This window comes from Neorhizobium sp. NCHU2750 (assembly GCF_003597675.1).
Classification (GTDB): Bacteria; Pseudomonadota; Alphaproteobacteria; order Rhizobiales; family Rhizobiaceae; genus Neorhizobium.
The window spans coordinates 25,717-46,235 of record NZ_CP030832.1; the positions used below are offsets into that span (position 1 = coordinate 25,717).

Here is a 20,519-nt window from a genome sequence, read left to right on the forward strand (position 1 = left end):
CACGGACCGCGACCATGACTGACAAGACCTATAACCTGCTGTTCCTCTGCACGGGCAATTCCGCTCGTTCTATTCTCGCCGAGTCCATCCTCAACAAGGAGGGCGGCGGCCTGTTCAGGGCATACTCTGCCGGTAGCCAGCCGAAGGGCGAGGTCAATCCTTATGCCCTGAAGGAATTAGCAACGATCGGCTATCAATCGACCGGTTTCTCCTCGAAAAGCTGGGACGTGTTCGCCGCATCTGGCGCGCCGGAGATGGATTTCATCTTCACGGTATGCGACAGCGCCGCCGGCGAGGCCTGCCCCGTGTGGATCGGCCATCCTATGACAGCCCACTGGGGCGTCGAGGATCCGGCTGCGGTCTCCGGCCTCGATATCGACAAGCAGCGCGCCTTCGCTCAGGCGGCACGCTTTCTCAAAAACCGGATACTCGCTTTCGTCAACTTGCCGCTGGCGTCCATCGATCGGCTGGCGCTGGAGACCAAACTCCGCCAGATCGGCGGGATGGAAGGGTCCACCTTGCCGCAGGGAAAGTCCGCCTGATGTCCACCTTCGAACGATACCTGACCATCTGGGTCTTCCTCTGCATCACCGTCGGTGTCGCACTTGGCCACCTGATGCCCGGCGTCTTCCAGGTCATCGGTGACGCCGAGATCGCCAAGGTCAACATCCCGGTTGCGATCCTGATCTGGCTGATGATCATCCCGATGCTGCTGAAGATCGATTTCCGATCGCTGGCGCAGGTCGGCTCCTACTGGCGCGGGATCGGCGTCACGTTGATCATCAACTGGGCGATCAAACCGTTCTCGATGGCGTTGCTGGGCTGGCTGTTCGTCGGCTGGCTGTTTCGGCCTTATCTGCCGGCGGACCAGATCGACTCCTATATCGCGGGCCTCATTATCTTGGCCGCGGCACCCTGCACGGCCATGGTCTTCGTCTGGTCGAACCTGACCCGAGGCGAGCCGCTGTTCACCCTCTCGCAGGTGGCTTTGAACGATGCGATCATGGTGGTCGCCTTTGCGCCGATCGTCGGCCTGCTGCTCGGCCTTTCGGCCATTACCGTGCCGTGGGCGACGCTTGCCCTGTCGGTCGCACTCTATATCGTCGTGCCTGTCATCATCGCCCACGTGCTGCGAAGCCGGTTGACGGCCGACGGCACGACACAAGCGCTCAACGGCCTGCTCGCGAAGCTGCAGCCGGTATCGCTCATCGCGTTGCTCGCCACGCTCGTGCTTCTCTTCGCCTTCCAGGGCGAGCAGATCATTGCCCAGCCGGCCATCATCGCGCTGCTGGCTGTGCCGATCCTGATCCAGGTCTACCTGAACTCGGGGCTTGCCTATCTCCTGAACCGCTTCGCAGGCGAGCGCCACTGCGTCGCCGGGCCATCCGCCCTTATAGGTGCCAGCAATTTCTTCGAACTCGCGGTTGCCGCCGCCATCAGCCTTTTCGGGTTTCAGTCGGGCGCGGCACTCGCAACCGTCGTCGGTGTCCTGATCGAGGTGCCGGTCATGTTGTCCGTCGTCTGGATCGTGAACCGCTCGAAGGGTTGGTACGAGGCATCGCCCGCCGTTTCCCGCAACACTATCGTCGAAAGGCCCTGACCATGGACGCCACCATCTATCACAATCCGGCCTGCGGCACGTCTCGCAATACGCTGGCGCTGATCCGCGCCGCCGGGATCGAACCCACCGTCATCGAATACCTGCAGAACCCGCCGTCGCGCGATCAGCTCTCGAAGATGATCGCAGATGCCGGCCTGACGGTCCGCGAAGCGATCCGTGAGAAGGGAACGCCCTATGCGGAACTCGGGCTCAGCAGTCCAGAGCTGACCGATGACCAGTTGGTGGACGCGATGATCGCCACCCCGATCCTGATCAACCGGCCACTCGTCGTTACGCCGCTGGGCACCAGGCTCGCCCGCCCTTCGGAGGTCGTGCTCGACATCCTGCCAGCAGACGCATTCAAAGGACCGTTCACGAAGGAAGACGGCGAACAGGTCCTCGATCAGGAAGGAAAGCGCATTGTCTGAGACATTTCCCGCTCTGCACGACGAACATCTTCAGCCTATTTCGCCAGAATCGCTGCGGCCGGCGTTCTCGACGCACAAGCCCAAAATCCTGATCCTGTATGGATCGCTCCGTGAAGTGTCTTACAGCCGTCTGCTTGCCTTCGAAGTCCGTCGGCTGCTCGAACGCCTCGGATGCGAGGTGCGGATCTTCGATCCGGCCGGGATGCCCCTACCGGACGAGGCTCCGGCCAGTCACCTCAAGGTGCAAGAACTCCGCGACCTCTCCCAATGGTCGGAGGGCCATGTCTGGATCAGCCCGGAGCGCCACGGCGCGATGACCGGAATCATGAAGTCGCAGATCGATTGGATCCCGCTGTCTCTCGGTTCTGTGCGCCCCACCCAGGGCAAGACACTGGCGGTGATGGAGGTTTCCGGCGGCAGCCAGTCCTTCAATGCCGTGAACCAGATGCGTGTCCTTGGCCGCTGGATGCGGATGATCACCATCCCAAACCAGAGCAGCGTGGCTAAGGCGTTTCAGGAATTCGACGCCGACGGCCGAATGAAGCCCTCATCCTATTACGACCGCGTCGTCGACGTCTGTGAGGAGCTGGTGAAGTTCACCATTCTCACGCGCGATGCCTCGTCCTATCTCACCGACCGCTATAGCGAGCGTAAGGAAGAGGCGGCCGAGCTGGAGAAGCGGGTTTCGCTCAAGTCGATCTGACGGATCAGGCCGTTGTGGTGGCAGGCTGCCGGCAGGATAAGGGGGAACCCACATGAATGCGATCGGCAAGACGGTTTCGACAGACATTAGGGGTCGATGTGCTTGCAGTGACTCCCGACGCCCATGCAGCCAGATCCCCGCTTAGGCGGTACCGGAGCTTGCCGTGTTCAGAGTTTGTTTAGCCCCGGTCACGAACGCGATGACAGCCTGACGAGGCAAAGGCCGGGATAAAAGAAAACCCTGGAGATCGTCGCAGCCGAGACTTTCAAGAGCCGCCCGTTGTTCAACGGTCTCTACACCTTCTGCGGTGATCTTGAGGCCCTTCGCTCGTGCCATGTCGATCATCGCTACAACCAACGCTCTGCTATCGCTACGATGCATTTCGTCAACAAAGGACTTGTCGATTTTAATCCGGTCGACCTCGATCTTCTGCACGCGTGAAAACGAGGAATATCCGGTCCCGAAGTCATCAATGGCGAAGCGAACGCCTGCTGTTCGCAGCATCGAGATTGTCCGTTTGAGTTCGCCCCCGTTGTCTGCGGTCGCCGTTTCAGTCATCTCGATTTCCAGCCTGGCCGGGCTTACCTGCCACTTGTCCAGAGCTGTCAAAACGCGCAGCGCGTAGCCGGGCGATGCAAGTTCAATCGTAGAGGCATTGACTGCCACCGAGATGTCAGGAAGCTCAGCCAGCGTCCTGCATGCATCATCCAAAACGAAAGTACCGATATCGCTTATAAGACCCATCTCCTCTGCCAGAGGAATGAACTGGTCGGGACTGATGTAGCCAAGTGTCGGATGGTTCCAGCGGGCAAGGGCCTCCAGCGAACAAAGCGCGCCGCCATTTGCAGCAAATACCGGTTGGTAAAAGGTCTCCAACTGGGTTTTGGTCTCGACCGCCCATGCTAGATCTTTTTCCAAAGTTCTACGCTTGCGCACCAGCTCATCCATGTGGTCCCCGAAAAGGGCGTAAGTATTCCTCCCGGCGGCCTTGGCATGATAGAGCGCTATATCCGCCTGCCGGGTCAGTTCGACAGGATCACAAGAGCCAGCTGCAAAAGCGGCGCCTATGCTCGCTCCGACAACGATATGCGCCGTCCCGATTTCGAAAGGAGCCTTTAGACATTGAACGAGCTTGTTCGCAAAATCCTCGGCGTTCCGCACGTCGTCGCCCTGTAGCAGGATCGTAAACTCATCGCCGCCGATGCGAGCAATGAGAGCGCCAGGGAGAAGGGTTCGCATACGGGCGGCGGCTGAACTGATAAGCTTATCGCCGACCGGGTGGCCGAACGTGTCGTTGACTGCCTTGAAGCGATCGAGATCGACAAACAACACGCAGTGCAGCTCGTCGGCCTGTGCGCTCGGGAGCCTTCGGTCGAGCTGCTCGCCAAAGTGGCCGCGATTTGCAAGACCTGTCAGTGCATCGTGTGAGGCTTGATGACTTAGCTCGGCGCGACTCGCAGCCAGGCGCTCTGAGCGACGCCAAATTGCGCCACCGGCCAAACTGGCCCCCGCAAACAGTGCGATGAATGCAAGCAGCAGGGCAGGGCTCGTAGCCTCAATTACATGTTGCCCAGGCCGAAATGGTTTCCAACGGAAATAGCCAAACACCCGGCCGTCATCGGCAATCAGCGGTACGCTGGCGATGTTGCGTCCTGTCGGCTGCGTTGCTGCGAATTGTAGCTCAGAAAACTCGTATTCCCGGCCGATCACCGCGGGCAGATCGCCGTCAAGATAGCGGACTGCGACGTGTAGCATCTCTTCGCCAGGAGCCTGCTCGATATTACCTGTGTCCGACACGATCGGCTTCACACTAACGATTGCGGGTCGAAAGCCGACATAAGCGAGATCCGCTTCTCCTATTGATAGGATCCTGTCATTGGTGCCTTCGGTGTCACTGGCAGACAGCCGCCCCTGGAGCGTCTTGGCAAGCGGCAGGTAGGCGTTCTGAAAATCGCCGGGTGTTGGAGCATGGTCTGGATCTGCTGAGAACTGGTATAAGGTCGAAAGGTCCGGCCTCAATATTATCGCGGCGTCGTGGCCGAAATAGCTGTGCATCCAGGAGCCAAGGTTCGCCTCGATCCATTCGAGGTTCGCGCTGGTTGCATTTCTAACAGCGTCGTCCCAGACCGTTGCACTCTCCTGATCATGCGCAACGCCGACTTTCAGCTTCGCGACCGTGAGAGTGACGAGATCACGCTGCCGAAGCGCGGCGACTTCATCGGTTCTTGCTCCCGCCCAAGTCAAACTAGTGACAAGCAAACCACAAAGCGCCAAGGAGGCACAAAGCGGCAAAACCCATCGTAGAAACCATTGTGATTGGAGCTGAATTGTCATTCGCGGGCCGTCATCCTGTATTTGACGAGACGGTAAAATAGCGGCTGTTAAAACGACGCCAAACAAGTTGGTTAGAAGCTGGTTAAAGGCTCTGTGTACGGTAACGTACCAGTACGATCGGCCGCTTGAACTCGGAACCCTCTATGGGCTGAGGTAAGTTTCGAGCAAGCCTTGATTCGCAAAAGGCCGCGACAGCTCTAAAGCCTGCGAAAGCTCCCAGCGATCATGAGGATCCAATGACTTTCGACGTTGAAATTATCCTTGACTGGCAGCAACGGGGAATAAACGCCCGGGTTCTTGGCCTAGCTGCAAGCAAAAATCTATTGATGCCATATCTTGAAAGATCAGAGTGTCCTCAAGAGAGGGATGGCTGGCTGCAGAAAGCAGAGGCGTGGGTGTTCGGCTGGCATATCGAGAATGCGGCGCGTGCTTTTCCAGAAAATAAAGCCTTGTCCCCCAAAGCCTGATGGCGTCATCGTCTTCAACACGCAGTACATTTCGCGCCGGCTGATCGACCCCCGCTTTTCCGATTACACCTTTGGGAAGATGAACAGGGGCAGTGTTAGCCTCCGGCAAGCAGCGCTCAACGTTCGTGGCTATCCCTAGCCGGCTGAGGGATTGGATGCGGCTGCCAAGTTGCTGTGCAAGCAATTTACCATCGAAAGGCCGAGTTCGGTCCCTGGGCCTAAGCCTGCCTGTTCCATGGTCGCTTTGCACATGTCCCGGCGGGTGTCGGTGATCGAGATCGTCACACCGCGACCGGGCTACAGATCGCGTTGCTCAGCGACGAGCTCGCGGGACCTCGCACTGGTGTGCTGCGCAATGCGCCGGTGATGGCCATTGCATCTCGGGCGTTGACGCTCCGGTTGAGGAGGGCGATCTCCATGTAATTATAGTCGGCCCCGCAAAGCCGGCAGAATTTCCAGGTCGTCGATCATGACCTTGACGCGTGGACCAGTTCTTGAGGCAGAGATGGGTGCGACTTTGTAAGTCTCCTGCCGAGTGCCGATCCGGCCCGAATGAATTGACGTCCAGCAACTTTTGCCAGGCTACCCATCACAGTGAACCTATAATTCTGGCGGTCTGACTAGAGTGCCTTGCGAGGCGGGAACCAAAGGGAGACCGTGGCGTTATTGGCAGCACTTCAAGAGCCACGGGAGGAATTCATGCTTGTAAATCGTCTTATTATCGCAGGCGCTGCCATGCTCATCGCAGGATCTGCGTTTGCTCAAAACTCCACGGTGACTGGCGCCGCAGGTGGTGCCGTGACGGGCGCTGTCGTAGGTGGCCCGGTCGGCGCAGCTGTCGGCGGTGTGGTGGGCGCTATCGCTGGAACCGCGATCGATCCGCCGCCAGAAAGGGTCGTCACATATGTGCGCCAAGCCCCGGTTCCAACCGAGCGCGTCGTCGTCCAGGAACGTGTTGTTGTCGGTGAACCTCTCCCACAGGCGGTCGTCATTCAGCAGATCCCCGAAAATCCGAACTACGCCTATGCTGTTGTCAATCAGCAGCGCGTGATCGTCGAGCCTTCATCGCGTCGAGTTGTTCAGGTCATCGACTGATTTTTGGTGGCCGGACTTAGTAGTCCGGCCATTTCCTGATTCCGCTGAGAATATGGTTGATCCTCTGTGATCAGAGTTATGGCGGTGTCCGCCATCCCCGAGCACGACGGCAAAATCCACGGGATTGAGGTGTCTTTAGCTGAACCCAACTTTAGCTCGCCGGTAGGTGTCAAACCCCGATTTGTCGTACCAACCCTTCTTCGAACGGCGCTCTCTGCGGTCATTGGCATTATCGCTCTTTTTCAGAGAGCTTCGTCAGGCGTTCGATCCCCAACCGCATCCCGTCTAACGTCTTATCACGAAGGCCTTCCTATAGTTTTGACAAAAGCGCGGTCGCAGCTGACCCTGTGGCGCCAGAGGTGGCGATCTGAAACCGCCAGGGGGCAGATCGGCTACCGCAGATTGCCTGCTTGTGATTGGACAAATTACCGAGGAACCATTCTGTCGCGCCTGCATTTTTTGAAAGCGAAATCATTGGGTTGTATACGATGCGCGAACTTTTCACGGGCCTCCTCCTCGCTTCCTGCCTGCTACCGGTAGCGGCTGGCGGTATGAAGCTATCATCTGAAATCGCGCAGTCGTCCGCGCCTCATGCCTTCGCCGGTTTGCATGACGAGCCGCTCTGGACATCGGAGGTGAAACGGGTGGATCCGAACAGGCAGGCATATCAGCGCCTTCCAGCCGCCTTGTCGGCGAACACTATGGTGGCTGAGGTCAAACCGGTGGGGCGCGACGATGTCACGCTTGGTTCATCGAAGCCTGCCAGTGCGTCCGAAGAGCGGTATCGGTCGCCAAACGTCGACCTTGCCGAAATGCAAGCAGCGAAGGCGCAAACTTGGTGTAGCGCGCGCTACCGCTCGTTCGATCCGGTCAGCAACACATATCAGCCTTATGGCGGGGGCCCTCGCCAAACCTGTGTGGCTCCGATCGCCGTACCGGCAGTTCCCGTACAGGAGGTAGCAGACAGTGGTGGTACCAACGGGCCGGATGCAAATGCACGGTGGTGCATGGAGAAATACAGCTCGTATCGCGTAGAGGACAACACCTACCAGCCATTCACGGGAGGTCGGAAGCAGTGTCCCGGGCCAGGATCGCAGTCGGCCAGCAACTCAGTCCGAAATTCTGCAATCGCCCAGTTCTGAGCACCGTCAAGGCCGTACCTCGAATACGGCACAGTTTGATCGTGAAAAGGCTGACGAGTCCTGTTCCTGACCCAAGCCAGCAACACTCATCCAGCCACACGCTTTCAGGCGAGCCGTAGGACATCCATCCCGATGCACCCAAAGCGAAGATCGCGACTCGAAATAGGATCGGATTTTCAGCGAACAAGTTGATTTCAGAGAGCTGGAAAAATTTTCGAGCGGGGTCTTGAACGACAAAATCTCCCAAACCAAATCGGTCAACGCCGACGGCCCAATGAGGGGGTCGGCTGACCGAGGATGCGGATTCCCCGTTTCCTTCCATGTTGCTTTACGGAGGATATGGTTATGAGAACTGAACTTGATTTTGCGCCGCTCTATCGTTCGAGCATCGGCTTTGACCGCGTGTTCAATCTGCTAAGCAATACACAGCGTCTCAACGCAATCGAGACCTGGCCGGCCTATGACATCGTCAAGACTGGTGAAGACGACTATCGTATCACGATGGCGGTGGCAGGCTTTGGCGAAGGCGATCTCGATATCACTCAGGAGCGCAATGTCCTAGCGATCAAAGGCGGGAAGGCTGAAGAGCTGCAGGGCGAATATCTCCACCGCGGCATCGCCGGTCGCTCCTTCGAGCGTAAGTTTGAGCTTGCGGATCATGTGAGGGTCGAAGGGGCCGATCTGAAAAATGGCCTGCTGACAATTGCTCTACAGCGCGAGGTGCCGGAAGCCATGAAGCCCCGCAAGATCGAGATCGGCGTCGCTCCGGCCACTAGCGAGCCGCTCCGGCTCGAAGCCGAACGCAAGGTTGCCTGACCCGAACACCCAGGAAGAATTCTGGATTGCTATCAGTCGGCCCGATCCAGGGCCGGCTTCAGTGATCAACCAGTGTCGAGCAAACGAAGGAGTTTGCCATGTTGCTCGCTCAATTTGACAAGCCCGTCTACGCACAGCGCCGGTATTTCGTGCAGGAGATCACCGGACTGGATGACGTATTCGATTTTCTTGACGAGTGGCCTAAGGAGAGGCGTAATCTCGCTTACGAGACCCTTGTTCGATACTGTCGTGAAGCGGCGAACGGGCATTGGCCGATCGAAGCGGCCCGCGAGAACTTTCGAGTGTTTCTGAAGCAGAACGGCAAGCTCGCAGAGCTTGAAGATGTCCCTCCTCACCTTCGGCGTAACACGGACGCGAAAATCGGTGGAATGTGAGGTGGAGACCTGTCCGATCTGGCAATTATGACCTCTTGAAGCGCGGCTTCCGGGGCAGGCGAAGTCTCACCCAGATCCCAGCCCGCGGCACCCATCCGTCGCTCAGGTCGCGGGTCCGACCGTTTTGCGGGACGCGAAGATCTGTGTAAGTGAGGCCAGGATCGTCGCCACGCTCTCGTTCTGCGATGAATAGTAAACGGTCTGGGCCTCCCGGCGGGCACTGACAACCTTCAGATCTCGCATCTTTTTTAGATGCTGAGACAGTGACGACTGGCTCATGTTGAGCTTCCGGGCAAGGGAATTCACGTCCCACTCTCGCTGGCCGGTGAGCTCGAAGATCTCGAGGCGCTTGGGATTTGAAAGAACGGACAGAAGTTCAGATGCACGTTCGACATCGAACGAGTGATCGCCGCTCATGATTGCTGCTCCTGACGGACCTTGGCAAGCTGGCGAATGGGCTCGGCCTCTTTTCCGCGGCTATACATATGACCAGCTGCTACATTATGTAAATGATAATGTGTCAGACATGGTGAATGACCGTCGATCTAACGGCTGCAATAGATCCGGTGCATCGTCTCTGCGGCTGCTTTTTCGACCGGGATCTCGAAAAAAATGTCCGAGTTGCTTGTCAACGCCTGAAACGTTTGCTCGATCAAGTCGTCTCTCTCCGGCCCTGCGAGATGGTAGCGCGCCGCGTAGCGGCCCAGCAACGTTCTCAGTATGCGCATGTCGCTCGTGGATAGACCACGGCTTCCTCTGTTCATGTTTTCCTCCCTGATATTACCGGTCCCGGAGGTCGCCCATATCAGCGCCTTCGATTATTCCGATGAGGCCCGAGATAATTTCGACAGCGCCTGAGATCAAGGAGCCTGCGCAATAGCGGCATGCCATTCGGCGCGAATGCTAGCCGTCATCGCATATGTGCACGTGGGGGTCCTCAAGATCTGGAGGGGCCACATCACCAAGTGAAAACTGCCGGAATGGATGCGGTCAGGTCAGTCGGCATCCCGCGTAGTGGCTTCGGAGGAGGCGGAACCCAAAGCACCAGCGGCAGATTTTGATCGCGGGGTTCGACGGGCCACGAGATCATTGTATCGAGACCTGAGGTCGGACATCTCATACTCGCCGCTGATCCACAGCTCGACCCAAGCCAGGAACTCTGCGTCATCGTCGATAGGCGTGCCCCGCGACATCGCCTTGCTGCGAACCTGATCAAAAATCACTCGCCGTCTGTCGCTGTCGATCGCCAATCCAAGTTCCTCGATAAGTCGGGGGCGCTAAAGGAAAACTGCGATACCCTCCGTATTGACGACATAGATGAACTCCTCCCATGCCTCGTGCAAAGGGTTCATTCCAGTCGGTGAGCTGGTCTTCTAGGCTTGTCACTTCCATCCGCCAATCATCTCCGCCTGAAGGGCGGAAGATTTCCACAAAGACCGTGATCCCATTGTCGGTGTACCGGCCAGAGAGTTCGGAGCGTTCGGATAGCTGCTGATGCGGGTTCATTGTATCACTGAGAATGTTTGTCCGTAGGCAATGATATCCCTGCCTTTTTCGGTTGCAAGGTGATTCAAGCTGAAGCTGGCAGATCGCGGTAGTAAGGTCGGGCATATGCGAAGATGGACATTTGGCCTCTGGCGCTTTAGAGTCATTCTATCGTTCGCAGACTGATAGGGCGCGGACGGCTGGGAGATGTTCCGCTCTTGCCCTAAGCAGGAGCGAATCCGTGTCTATTTCCATTGAAATCACTCCTGTCGAAATCGAAACTTTGAAAATCGCGACACCGCTATCGACGCTGAACAAGGCGATTGCGGCTATGGGACGTGCCGAGAGCTTCGAAGATGTGGTGGAAACGCTGCGCGCGACCGCGCGATCGCTGATCGGGTGCGACGGCATTGCCATCGTCCGCCGCGACGGCGATGTCTGCCATTACATCGAAGAAGATGCGACTGGGCCGCTGTGGAAGGGCTATAAGTTTTCCGCTTCTGCCTGCATCAGCGGCTGGGCGATGATCCATCGGCAAACGGTCGTCGTTCCTGACGTGACAAAGGACGATCGAATTCCCTACGAGCTCTATGCCGGCACCTTCGTCAAGTCCGTCGCGATGGCGCCAGTGCGTGTCGAAAATCCGATCGGCGCTATTGGGGCCTATTGGTCAAGGCCGTATTCCCCGGCCGACTGGGAAGTCGATGTGCTGGAGACGCTTGCGGGCGCGGCTGCCATCGCAATCGAAAAGACACAGGCAGTCCAGACCGTCGCCAGCTCCAGCAAGCCGTCTGTCGTGGATGGTGCGGAAAGCACGGAAGACTTTTCCAACGATATAGCACGCGTCGCTGGTATCGCCGCGGTCCCGACGATTCTCGATGTCGTTCTTCGCATGACGGGAATGGGCTTTGCTGCCGTCGCCCGCGTCACCGACGATCGTTGGATCACCTGCCAGTCGCTTGACCATGTCGGCTTTGGCTTGAAGCCCGGCGATGAGCTGCCGGTCCAAAGCACGCTCTGCGATGAAATCCGCGGGCATCGCCAGCCGATCGTTTTCGATGATGCTGCCGAAGAGCCGCTCTATCGCGACCACCATACGCCACGGATCTATGGCCTTCGCAGCTACATCTCTGTGCCGATCATTCTGGCCAATGGCCAGTTTTTTGGCACGCTCTGCGCCATCGATCCCAGCCCGGCAAAGGTCAACAACCCGCAGGTCATCGGCACCTTCAAGCTGTTTGCCGAACTGATCGGCCATCACCTCTATTCAGATGAGCGCCTCAAGGCGACGGAAGATATGCTCGAACGCGAGAAGGGCCTGTCGGAGCTGCGCGAGCAGTTCATCGCCGTTCTCGGGCATGATATGCGCAATCCGATCGCAGCGATCGATGCCGGCACCTCACGCCTCTTGAAGGAGGGTTGGACGGCTCGCAGCCCTCTCGTCCTGAAATTGATGAAGGCCAGCATTTCGCGGATGATCGGGCTTGTCGACAATGTCATGGATCTGGCAAGAGCCCGGATGGGAGGGGGCATTACCCTCGACCTGGCAGAGGACGATCTTGGCCTCACCCTACGGCATGTCGTCGAAGAGCTGCAGCTGTCTCATCCGGATCGAGAGATCGACGTTTCGCTCGATCTCCCGGCGGCACTTGCCATCGACCGGCTGCGGCTTGCCCAGCTGTTTTCCAATCTGGTGTCGAATGCCATCACCCATGGTGTTGAGACCGAGCCCGTCAGGATTGTTGCTGGCGTGAATGGCGGGATGTTGGAAGTGTCGGTTGCCAACGGCGGGCAGCCGATTTCGGAAGAAACGGTTGCCAAGCTATTCCAGCCGTTTCGGCGCGGCGATCTGAGGCCGAGCATGCAAGGGCTCGGTCTAGGTCTGTTTATCGCCTCGGAGATCGCTGCGGCTCATGGCGGAACGATCGAGGTGAACTCGGATGAGATCGAGACACGCTTCACCTTCCGCATGACTCTGGTCGGTTGAGGCTGTAGATGACTGCGGTACGGTTCGCGTCAGGTGAATTCAGGGGCTTTATCGGCTGACTTCTTGCGAACACATTGGTCTCGGAGAAGATTTCATCGGTATTGTTGATGAACGCTGAACAAATTCGGCGCTCACAATGCTTCGTTGCCATCTGGTTTTGACCACGGATGTGCTGGCTCTGATAAAGACGCGACGATGAGGAAGGTCGGTGCGATTTCGCCCGGCCTTTTTGTTGTGGCGACAGCTACGCACTTCGACACGCCATGTGGTGATATATATTATTTAGCGGTGGATCGAAACCGCAGGTCACCGGTTCGTATCTGTTCAAGACCGTAACGCGGACCGAGAACTATTTTTTGCTCCCCAACAGAGCATTTGAACGCAAGTAATCGACGCCGGGACCAAAGGTCGTCGGGGAGACGGTTGAGTGGCAGGGTGTTTCAACGTGGCCCCGCAGTTACCTCTGGAAATAAATCCGCTTAGCGGCTAGATATAATGTAACCAAACCGTTGGTTTACTATACCGAATAACGTTCTGCCCCATGCTCCAGCGACGTCCGGAAGCGCGTTTCAGAATGGCAGACCTGGAGAACTCCCCATAATGCCTGATCTGGCGTCCTGCCCGGAATCAAAAACTCGCGAACCGCATTGGGATGAGGCGGACCGGTTGGCCGCGATTGAGCGCTACGCCATACTCGACAGCGGCCGAGAAGAAGCCTTCGATGACGTGGCCGAGTTGGCTGCGGACATCCTTGAAGCACCCATTGCCGTGGTCAATTTCATCGCCGCCGATCGCCAATGGTTCAAGGCGGAGGTTGGCATCGGCACGGACAGCCTCCCGCTCGACGTATCCATCTGTCGGCACGCAATCATGCAGCCGGGCGTTCTTGTGGTGCCGGATCTCACCCAGGATGATCGCTTCAGAGGAAATCCGCTGATCCATGTCGCCGAAGGCCTGCGCTTTTACGCAGGGGCCGTTCTGGAGACGCCTGACGGCATACCGCTCGGTACGGTTTGCGTCCTGGATCGAAAGAGCAGGCCGCAGGGTATAACCGAGCGGCAGAAGCGAGCGCTTGAGGTGCTTGCCAAACAAACCATGGCGCGGCTCGAACTAAGGCGATCGGAATGCGCCGCGCGGGCCGAGCGAGCGCGGGCCGAGAAGCATGCACGTCGACTTTCTCTTGTTGCTAAGGCTTCAACGATCCTACTCGGGGCGGATGAGCAGGTTGAGGCTGTGCGAGCCTTATTCTCGCTTGTTGCAGACGAGTTTGGTCTCGACGTAGCGTTTCACTACCAATGCGGCGACGGTGCGCTCAAACTGGTCACAGCAGTGGGGCTGACGCCGGAGCAGGAGCAAGCCGCGGCCCGGATTGAATTTGGCCAAACTGTTTGCGGGATCGTCGCGGCAAGTCGGGCAGCGATGCACGTCACAGAAATCCAGACATCCCATGTGGCGCATGCAGTATTCCTTCGGCGGTTGGGCCTCGATACCTATTTTAGCGCGCCGCTGATTGCCGGGGGCGACTTGCTTGGCACTGTCTCGTTCGGTCGGCTCGGTAAAGCTTTTTCGGCAGGAGAACTCGACGCGCTGAGCGCGATCGCCTCTCAACTCGCAATTGCGATCGAGCGCGGACATGCGGACGAAGCCCTGCGCGAGAGTGAAGCGCGGCAGGCATTCCTGTTGTCTCTTTCAGACGACATGCGGCTGCTCAAGACGCCGAAGGAAATCGCCGCGGTCGCGGCTGAGCGACTCGGTGAGCGGTTCAACCTCAGCCGAGTGTTCTACGCGGAGTATTTCGGCAGCCTCATGAGGATTGAGCGCGACTATACGCGCGGTGTCGATTCGATCGTAGGTGAACACGATCTTGCGGCGTTTGGACCGGAGCTGCTGCGCGCCTATCATGAGTGTCCGGTCGTCAAGGTCGACGATGTTCAGACAGACACGAGATTCAATAAAGACGCTCGGGCCGGGCTCCAAGCAAGGCAAGTCGGCGCCTACCTTGATGTCGTCCTGTTCGAGGATGAGCATTGGGTCAGCTTATTGGCCTTGCAGAGCGCCTTTCCTCATGCATGGACGACGTCAGAGGAGGGCCTGTTTCGCGAGGTCGCAGAGCGCGTCAGAGCAGCAACCGAGCGCGCTCGCGCTGAGGAAAGCGTTCGTGAGCTTAACGACACGTTGGAGCGGCGGGTGGCCGAAACCAGCGCAGAGCGCGACCAGATTTGGCGCCATAGCCTAGACTTGCTCTCGGTGATTGATCTGGCACGTGGAACATTCGACACGGTCAATCCCGCCTGGACGGCAGCGCTCGGTTGGACGGCGGACGAGGTCCTGGGTCGGCCATTTGCGCAATTTGCTCATCCCGACGATGCAGAGGCAAGCGCACACGTCTTTGAGCTTGTGCGGAACGGCATATCGGTCACGCGCTTTGAAAACCGCTACCGGACCCGGGATGGCGGATGGCGCTGGCTATCGTGGGTCGCTGTACCGGAAAGCGGCAAGCTTTATTCTATAACGCGCGACGTTACCGACGAGAAAGCACGCCAAGCCGAGCTGGAGGCCGCACAAGACGCGCTCCGGCAATCGCAGAAAATGGAGGCGATGGGGTTGCTGACTGGCGGCGTCGCGCACGACTTCAACAATCTGCTTACGCCTATAGTCGGCACCCTTGATCTGCTCCAGCGCAGGGGGGTGGGGAGTGAGCGAGAGCAGCGTTTGATAGCAGGGGCAGTGCAGTCCGCCGAACGCGCGAAGACTTTGGTTCAGCGGCTGCTCGCTTTCGCCCGCCGTCAGCCGCTTCAGTCGGTGCCAGTCGATGTCGCTCAGCTCGTCGCGGGAATGGGTGAACTCATCGGAAGCACTACGGGTCCGCAGATTAGGGTTGTGGTCGAAGTGCCGGAGGATCTTCCACCAGCAAAAGCTGATCCGAACCAACTCGAGATGGCGCTCTTGAATCTTGCGGTAAATGCACGCGACGCAATGGCGAAGTGCGGCGGTACGCTTCGAATTTCCACCACAATGCAAAATGTGTCGTCTGGTCATCGAACGAACCTCCCTGCCGGAAAGTATGTCTGCTTGTCGGTCGCAGATACTGGAGAAGGCATGGACGAGGCGACGCTTGCTCGCGCAATTGAGCCGTTCTTCTCGACCAAGGGCGTGGGGAAGGGTACGGGCCTTGGTCTCTCGATGGTGCATGGACTTGCATCCCAGCTTGGTGGCGCACTCACCATCCAGAGTCGCCTCGGACTGGGAACCAATGTTGAACTGTGGTTGCCACTGAGCGCTGCTACCGCGGAAACCGCCGACACGGTTGCCGATTTGCTAGAGGTGCCACACACTTGCGGGACCGCACTCCTTGTCGACGACGAGGACCTGGTTCGGATGAGCACGGCAGATATGCTGGGTGATTTGGGCTACGAAGTCATCGAGGTTGCTTCCGCCGAGGAGGCTCTTCGTCTGATCAAGTCCGGGGAGCGCTTCGATCTTCTCGTAACCGACCATCTGATGCCTGGCATCAGCGGGACCGATCTGGCTCGGGAAGTTCGGAGTGCAAAGCCTGACGTACCCGTTCTACTGGTTTCTGGCTATGCCGAGAGTGAGGGCGTCGATCCAGACATTCCTCGTTTGACCAAACCTTTCCGCATAGACGAACTGGCTGCGAGTCTCGCGCAACTGGCGACCACGATCTAGCCTCCGTCCGAGAAAGGGCTGTGGCGTCTGAGCTTCTCGACGTCACCGCCTTAGAGGTTTTCAGGACAGTCGCTCCGATGTTGGAGCTCAAACGCTGTTCGTATTGAAATTGGTTGACAGCGAGTCACCTGAACGACGGGTTGCTGGTTCGTATCCGCTCAAGAGCATAAGTTGCGCGTCGTTCTCCATGCCAGCAACCGCTCGCCAAAATTTCGGCTGATGACTTGAAATCTCTTCTCATCCCCCCACATCGCTCAGCGCTGTGAAGGAATACCGAAATGCCATCATTTTTCGAAACGACGTTCGGTCCGGTCGAACTGGAGATCATCGACACTGCCCTTAACTCGTGGAGAAGCCGCTGCGGGCTAGCCAAAAACGATCCCGACGGAGTTATCGCAGCCGAAATCTGTCTCAACCTTTTCCGTGAAGGTCATAAAACCCTGCCCGAGCTAGTTCGCGCCATGGATTGCCACAAGGCATTAGCCGATCTTGCAGCAGCTCACGACCTGGATGAGATGCGCAGGCGTGCGGGTAACAGTTAGACGCCTGCAGTGAGGCTGGATCATCAGGGATAACTGTAGGAGGTCTTCCGATCAGCACATGTCAAGCGACAAACCTGTCGCGTTTCTCTGCGAATGATTTCAGCCTCGAGACTAATGCCGTGGGGTGGCAGGGTTTCTGGCACACCAGCGAGGCGGGATATTGTTCTTCAAGCTTCTGCGGATTTGCGTGGCCGGAGTGGAAAACGAACGGAATCTCGTTTTTCTCAAGACGGTCTGCAACCGGGAACACGTCGCCGTCGGCCAATCTGACATCAAGGATTGCGCAATCTACTGGGTTGTCGTCGAGAAACTCTAGTGCTTCACGGGCCGTCGCGAACGGCCCTGACACATGCCAGCCCTCATCTTCCAAGGTCATTTGAATATCGAGTGCGACGAACATCTCGTCTTCAACCAACAGCACCGTTTTAGCAGTCATGTCTCACCGAATTGGGCAATGTCAAAATGTGCGAGATTATTGAGCCCGTTACCTTGGTCTCGATTGTGGCGCCGAGTTGCCGCGACGATGTCGATAACAGGATGGTCCCAAAACCCGCTTTACCAGCCTCCTCAACGTCGTCTTCACCATTTTCGTTCCAAGTCAAAACTGTTTTATCGCCAGTTCTTTCCCAAGTGATAGTCAAGAAACCAGGTCTGTTGCCTAGTACGCCGTGCTTCACAGCGTTCGTGGCCCACTCGTGCAGGATGAGAGTGAGGGGCGTGATACAGCTCGTCGAGACGGGGAATGGTCCACCACTAATTTCAATTTTTGAAGCCGAATGGGGCGCAAGGATGGTGGCGATCAACTCCTCAAGATCGACCGGCTTGGTTCGATGCTGGTTGGACGCGAGCGTGTGGGCCTCTCCGAGCGCCAGCACACGGCTCTCTACGTCGTTCACGAGCGCTTTGGTCGTTGTGTGCGTGCGCGCGGCGATCCTCAGAATTCCGCCGATCATCGCAAAAAGGTTCTTCACGCGATGGTTCATCTCGTTAAGCATCAGCTCGCGTGCTTCAGACAATTGATTTTCCGCCGTGACGTCGACGCTTACTCCGATGAGGCGCGGCGGGTCGCTGTCTTCAACATATCGACCGAAGCTTTTGATCCAAGTCTGTCGCCCCTCGCCATCGATACGGATCGTGACCTCAAACGGCTCGCGTTTGTCCACCGCATAATTGAGCGCGCGATCGAAGGCCTTGCGATCGAAATCTGAAAACTTTTCAGTCACGCTGTGAAGGGAAGGGTTATCGCCGCTGGTGCGGAGCAATTCCGCAGCCTGTCCGCCAAACACGAACTGCTTTCGATCCGGATGGTACTCCCACACGCCGATCCCTGATGCCTCAATCGCAAGGTCGAGGCGGTCACGCTCCGCTGCGAGCTGGCTTTCGACGCTGATCGCATGCGAGATGTCGGTCAGGACGATTGTCGCGCCATCGATTGAGCCATCGATCGTCCGGTACGGCAGTATCCGCAGGGAGAACGTTCGCTGCCCGTCATGATCCAGTACCGTATCCTGATACTCGACGCCGTCTTCCATGACGCTTTCTACCCTGGCGTTCACATCAAACTTTAGGAGGCGGCTGGCGACATCCGATAGCGGACGCCCTCGATCGGTCGGCTGTAACGGGAACAAGGATGTTGCCGCCTTCGTGTAGGAGCGGAGGCGACGGTGCTTGTCCAGCACAATGACAGCGAGACTGGTGGACTCAAAAAAGTTTCGCAGATCGGTGTTGGCGACCGTAACTTCGTCGACCTTTGTTTTAAGCTCGTCGTTTACGGTCGTCAGTTCTTCGTTTGTCGACTGAAGCTCCTCGTTCATCGACATCATTTCTTCGTTGGAGCTCTTCAACTCCTCGTTTGCGGTTTCAAGCTCTTCCGTTGCTGATCGCAAACGGTGCCTTGCAGCACGCAGCTCACGCTCAAGGCCCTCAACGTGGTCATTATTGGGTTCGAGATCGATCAGATCACCACTGTCGAGGGGCGTGAATTGCGAAACCTCCTGAAACACAACCAGACGCGCACTCGCATTGAGAGGATCACAGACGATATCGGTTTTCAATGTCCCAAAGTCCGTCACGACCTCGACATTTCTGGCAATGACGCGCTTGCGTGCGGTCTTGGCCTGACGCAGAAGTGGACCGAGCTGCTCGCGCACGCCGGGCCTCGCCAAGGTGACAGCGCTAGCTTCGTTGATGCCACTAACCGGAAATTCGAAAAAACGAGAAAGACGGCCATAGGCGGCTACAATCTGCCCCTCGTCATCCAGTACGATACTGGCCGGAACATACCTTTCCATGAGCCGGGTCGTCGCCAGTTCTTCTACGTGCTCGCCAGCCTCAGGCGCCGGCGACATGACCTTCGGTCTCTGCACATCACGCCGCTCCCCGGGCAACGGTATTGGATAGGTTGGGGAGCCCGGAAGTCGCTCGAACAGCCGCGCTTTCTGATCGATGACGGAAAAGACGTTATCGAAACGACCTACGCTTTCCGACGAGCCGAGGAAAAGAAAACCGCCCGGACGAATGGCATAGTGAAGGAGTGGCATTACGGTCTTTTGTAGCTTGTCGTCGAAGTAGATAAGGAGATTGCGACAGGACACCAGATCGAGCTTAGAGAACGGCGGGTCCTTGATCAGGCTATGCCCGGAAAACCGGATCATATCCCTTATCTGCCCGACAAAATTAAATCTTTCCTTGTGAGGAACGACATAATGCTCCTGCAGCTCGTGCGGAATATCAGCAAGCGCAGCGATCGGATATGTCCCTTCTCGGGCGATCTTGAGCATACTTTCATCAATATCGGTCGCAAATATCTGGACGTTACAGGGGAGGTCGAGTTCACGAGCCGCTTCTGCGAACAGGATCGCGATTGTGTAAGCTTCTTCCCCGCTTGAACAGCCGGGTGTCCACACCCGAACCCCGTCCTCGGTATGTGCTCCCTCCTGAAGAAGCGGTTTAATTGCGTACTCGGACAAGACGTCGAACGAAGATCGATCACGGAAAAAACGCGTCACGTTGATCAACAGGTCGCGGAACAGCGCATCGCATTCGCTATGATCTTTCTGAACGCGGTCGAGGTAGTCGAAGCCGTTGTCTATTCCAAGGACATGCATGCGTCTTTCGACCCGACGCACAAAGGTCGAGCGCTTGTAGCCCGCAAAATCGTGTCCCACCACAGTGCGGAGCGCAGTGCACAGATCATCGACGTGGTCTGCAACCTTTGACGCTTCCTTCTTGTCAGCCCCCTGACTTTTGCGAAAAAAGAAACCGCCGATGCAGGCGAGGATCTGTTCCGGCGGCTGCACGAAGTCAACGAGGCCGGTACCAGTTGCCGCCACAGGCATCCCGTCATATTTGGCGGTGGACGCTTCCTGCACCACACAGAGGCCACCATTCTCTTTGATCGCCCTCAGCCCTGTCGAGCCATCAGCCCCGGTTCCAGACAGAATGACACAGGCGGCATTGGCATTTTGGTCATTAGCGAGCGATATAAAAAAGTCGTCGATCGGCCGGCGCAGCCCGCGCGGTTCTTCAAAGTCCTTGAGTGCGAGCCGACCGTCGTCGATGCTCAGACTTTTTCCTGGCGGGATGATGAAGACCGTGTCAGCCTCAATTTCCTCTCCACCTTCGCATTGTCGAACAGACAACTGCGTGTGCCGGTCGAGCAGTTCTGCAAGCATGCTCTGGTGGTGGGGGTCCAAGTGCTGAACCACGACGAACGCCAGGCCGGTAGGCACCTCGGCCGCCGCAAACATCTGGCGCAGAGCCTCAAGGCCACCTGCGGAGGAGCCGATTCCTACAACAGGAACAGCGGCCTCAAAGTCTGGTCGTTGTGACAAGTGTA

Annotated in this window: 18 protein-coding genes; 12 read left to right on the forward strand and 6 right to left on the reverse strand. The window is 57.5% G+C overall.

The genetic code is table 11. The features are described 5' to 3' along the window. Positions 1-14: 14 nt before the first annotated feature. Genes NCHU2750_RS29245 through arsH form a run of 4 tightly spaced genes read left to right on the forward strand, consistent with a single transcriptional unit; the run spans position 15 to position 2,731 of the window. The gene (locus NCHU2750_RS29245) at positions 15-542 is read left to right on the forward strand and encodes an arsenate reductase ArsC (RefSeq protein WP_119945132.1); all 528 of its coding nucleotides are present in this window, start codon (positions 15-17) and stop codon (positions 540-542) included. Then, positions 542-1,600, forward strand: a complete 1,059-nt coding sequence (gene arsB, locus NCHU2750_RS29250; RefSeq protein WP_119945133.1) for an ACR3 family arsenite efflux transporter — start codon at positions 542-544, stop codon at positions 1,598-1,600. The genes NCHU2750_RS29245 and arsB overlap by 1 nt, the downstream gene beginning before the upstream one ends. Positions 1,601-1,602: 2 nt before the next feature. Next, positions 1,603-2,028 carry an arsenate reductase (glutaredoxin) gene (gene arsC / locus NCHU2750_RS29255; protein WP_119945134.1) on the forward strand — a complete coding sequence of 142 codons (426 nt, stop codon included), beginning with the start codon at positions 1,603-1,605 and terminating at the stop codon, positions 2,026-2,028. Beyond that, on the forward strand, positions 2,003-2,731 hold the full coding sequence (gene arsH / locus NCHU2750_RS29260; protein WP_162939873.1) for an arsenical resistance protein ArsH: 729 nt from the start codon (positions 2,003-2,005) through the stop codon (positions 2,729-2,731). Before arsC ends, arsH begins: the two co-directional genes overlap by 26 nt. A 141-nt stretch (positions 2,732-2,872) precedes the next feature. Here the strand turns inward: arsH and NCHU2750_RS29265 are convergent, their stop codons facing one another. Continuing rightward, entirely contained in the window at positions 2,873-5,065 is a 2,193-nt protein-coding gene (locus NCHU2750_RS29265; RefSeq protein WP_119945135.1) for a putative bifunctional diguanylate cyclase/phosphodiesterase, read from the reverse strand. A gap of 236 nt (positions 5,066-5,301) precedes the next feature. Here NCHU2750_RS29265 and NCHU2750_RS29270 point away from each other — a divergent pair, with 236 nt between their 5' ends. The 5 genes from NCHU2750_RS29270 to NCHU2750_RS29290 all read left to right on the forward strand — a co-directional run bounded on the left by NCHU2750_RS29270 (position 5,302) and on the right by NCHU2750_RS29290 (position 8,980). Further along, positions 5,302-5,532, forward strand: a complete 231-nt coding sequence (locus tag NCHU2750_RS29270; protein WP_119945136.1) for a CrpP-related protein — start codon at positions 5,302-5,304, stop codon at positions 5,530-5,532. Between the two features lie 699 nt (positions 5,533-6,231). Continuing rightward, the gene (locus NCHU2750_RS29275; RefSeq protein ID WP_119945137.1) at positions 6,232-6,627 is read left to right on the forward strand and encodes a DUF1236 domain-containing protein; all 396 of its coding nucleotides are present in this window, start codon (positions 6,232-6,234) and stop codon (positions 6,625-6,627) included. Between the two features lie 812 nt (positions 6,628-7,439). After that, positions 7,440-7,769, forward strand: coding sequence for a BA14K family protein (locus NCHU2750_RS31350; RefSeq protein ID WP_502703890.1), 330 nt, complete (start codon positions 7,440-7,442; stop codon positions 7,767-7,769). Between the two features lie 345 nt (positions 7,770-8,114). Beyond that, entirely contained in the window at positions 8,115-8,585 is a 471-nt protein-coding gene (locus tag NCHU2750_RS29285; RefSeq protein ID WP_119945139.1) for an Hsp20 family protein, read from the forward strand. Positions 8,586-8,683: 98 nt separating this feature from the next. Next, entirely contained in the window at positions 8,684-8,980 is a 297-nt protein-coding gene (locus tag NCHU2750_RS29290; protein ID WP_119945140.1) for a DUF982 domain-containing protein, read from the forward strand. Between the two features lie 102 nt (positions 8,981-9,082). On the opposite strand, the gene NCHU2750_RS29295 is transcribed toward NCHU2750_RS29290, so the two are convergent. The 3 genes from NCHU2750_RS29295 to NCHU2750_RS29305 form a co-directional block, all read right to left on the reverse strand. Further along, positions 9,083-9,397 carry an ArsR/SmtB family transcription factor gene (locus NCHU2750_RS29295; RefSeq protein WP_119945141.1) on the reverse strand — a complete coding sequence of 105 codons (315 nt, stop codon included), beginning with the start codon at positions 9,395-9,397 and terminating at the stop codon, positions 9,083-9,085. 128 nt (positions 9,398-9,525) lie between these two features. Continuing rightward, positions 9,526-9,744: a hypothetical protein gene (locus tag NCHU2750_RS29300; protein ID WP_119945142.1), complete on the reverse strand. Its 219-nt coding sequence runs from the start codon at positions 9,742-9,744 to the stop codon at positions 9,526-9,528. A gap of 231 nt (positions 9,745-9,975) precedes the next feature. After that, the gene (locus tag NCHU2750_RS29305; RefSeq protein ID WP_119945143.1) at positions 9,976-10,230 is read right to left on the reverse strand and encodes a hypothetical protein; all 255 of its coding nucleotides are present in this window, start codon (positions 10,228-10,230) and stop codon (positions 9,976-9,978) included. Positions 10,231-10,706: 476 nt separating this feature from the next. On the opposite strand from NCHU2750_RS29305, the gene NCHU2750_RS31240 reads away from it, so the two are divergent. From NCHU2750_RS31240 to NCHU2750_RS29325, 3 genes are all read left to right on the forward strand, one after another. Continuing rightward, positions 10,707-12,452 (forward strand): sensor histidine kinase, encoded by a 1,746-nt coding sequence (locus tag NCHU2750_RS31240; RefSeq protein WP_349509047.1) that lies wholly within the window; start codon positions 10,707-10,709, stop codon positions 12,450-12,452. A gap of 600 nt (positions 12,453-13,052) precedes the next feature. Then, positions 13,053-16,139, forward strand: coding sequence for a GAF domain-containing protein (locus NCHU2750_RS29320; RefSeq protein WP_119945144.1), 3,087 nt, complete (start codon positions 13,053-13,055; stop codon positions 16,137-16,139). Positions 16,140-16,417: 278 nt separating this feature from the next. Beyond that, positions 16,418-16,681 (forward strand): hypothetical protein, encoded by a 264-nt coding sequence (locus tag NCHU2750_RS29325; protein ID WP_119945145.1) that lies wholly within the window; start codon positions 16,418-16,420, stop codon positions 16,679-16,681. 61 nt (positions 16,682-16,742) lie between these two features. On the opposite strand, the gene NCHU2750_RS29330 is transcribed toward NCHU2750_RS29325, so the two are convergent. After that, complete coding sequence (locus NCHU2750_RS29330; RefSeq protein ID WP_245480570.1) at positions 16,743-17,117, reverse strand: response regulator; 375 nt, start codon at positions 17,115-17,117, stop codon at positions 16,743-16,745. Then, positions 17,107-20,514, reverse strand: coding sequence for a chemotaxis protein CheB (locus NCHU2750_RS29335; protein WP_245480571.1), 3,408 nt, complete (start codon positions 20,512-20,514; stop codon positions 17,107-17,109). Before NCHU2750_RS29335 ends, NCHU2750_RS29330 begins: the two co-directional genes overlap by 11 nt. Positions 20,515-20,519 lie beyond the last annotated feature (5 nt).

Bases quoted from the DNA above. Each gene is read 5' to 3' on its own strand.
- NCHU2750_RS29245 (WP_119945132.1), top strand. From the start codon at position 15: ATGACTGACAAGACCTATAACCTGCTGTTCCTCTGCACGGGCAATTCC.
- arsB (WP_119945133.1), top strand. From the start codon at position 542: ATGTCCACCTTCGAACGATACCTGACCATCTGGGTCTTCCTCTGCATC.
- arsC (WP_119945134.1), top strand. From the start codon at position 1,603: ATGGACGCCACCATCTATCACAATCCGGCCTGCGGCACGTCTCGCAAT.
- NCHU2750_RS29265 (WP_119945135.1), bottom strand. From the start codon at position 5,065: ATGACAATTCAGCTCCAATCACAATGGTTTCTACGATGGGTTTTGCCG.
- NCHU2750_RS29270 (WP_119945136.1), top strand. From the start codon at position 5,302: ATGACTTTCGACGTTGAAATTATCCTTGACTGGCAGCAACGGGGAATA.
- NCHU2750_RS29275 (WP_119945137.1), top strand. From the start codon at position 6,232: ATGCTTGTAAATCGTCTTATTATCGCAGGCGCTGCCATGCTCATCGCA.
- NCHU2750_RS31350 (WP_502703890.1), top strand. From the start codon at position 7,440: ATGCAAGCAGCGAAGGCGCAAACTTGGTGTAGCGCGCGCTACCGCTCG.
- NCHU2750_RS29285 (WP_119945139.1), top strand. From the start codon at position 8,115: ATGAGAACTGAACTTGATTTTGCGCCGCTCTATCGTTCGAGCATCGGC.
- NCHU2750_RS29290 (WP_119945140.1), top strand. From the start codon at position 8,684: ATGTTGCTCGCTCAATTTGACAAGCCCGTCTACGCACAGCGCCGGTAT.
- NCHU2750_RS29295 (WP_119945141.1), bottom strand. From the start codon at position 9,397: ATGAGCGGCGATCACTCGTTCGATGTCGAACGTGCATCTGAACTTCTG.
- NCHU2750_RS29300 (WP_119945142.1), bottom strand. From the start codon at position 9,744: ATGAACAGAGGAAGCCGTGGTCTATCCACGAGCGACATGCGCATACTG.
- NCHU2750_RS29320 (WP_119945144.1), top strand. From the start codon at position 13,053: ATGCCTGATCTGGCGTCCTGCCCGGAATCAAAAACTCGCGAACCGCAT.
- NCHU2750_RS29325 (WP_119945145.1), top strand. From the start codon at position 16,418: ATGCCATCATTTTTCGAAACGACGTTCGGTCCGGTCGAACTGGAGATC.
- NCHU2750_RS29330 (WP_245480570.1), bottom strand. From the start codon at position 17,117: ATGACTGCTAAAACGGTGCTGTTGGTTGAAGACGAGATGTTCGTCGCA.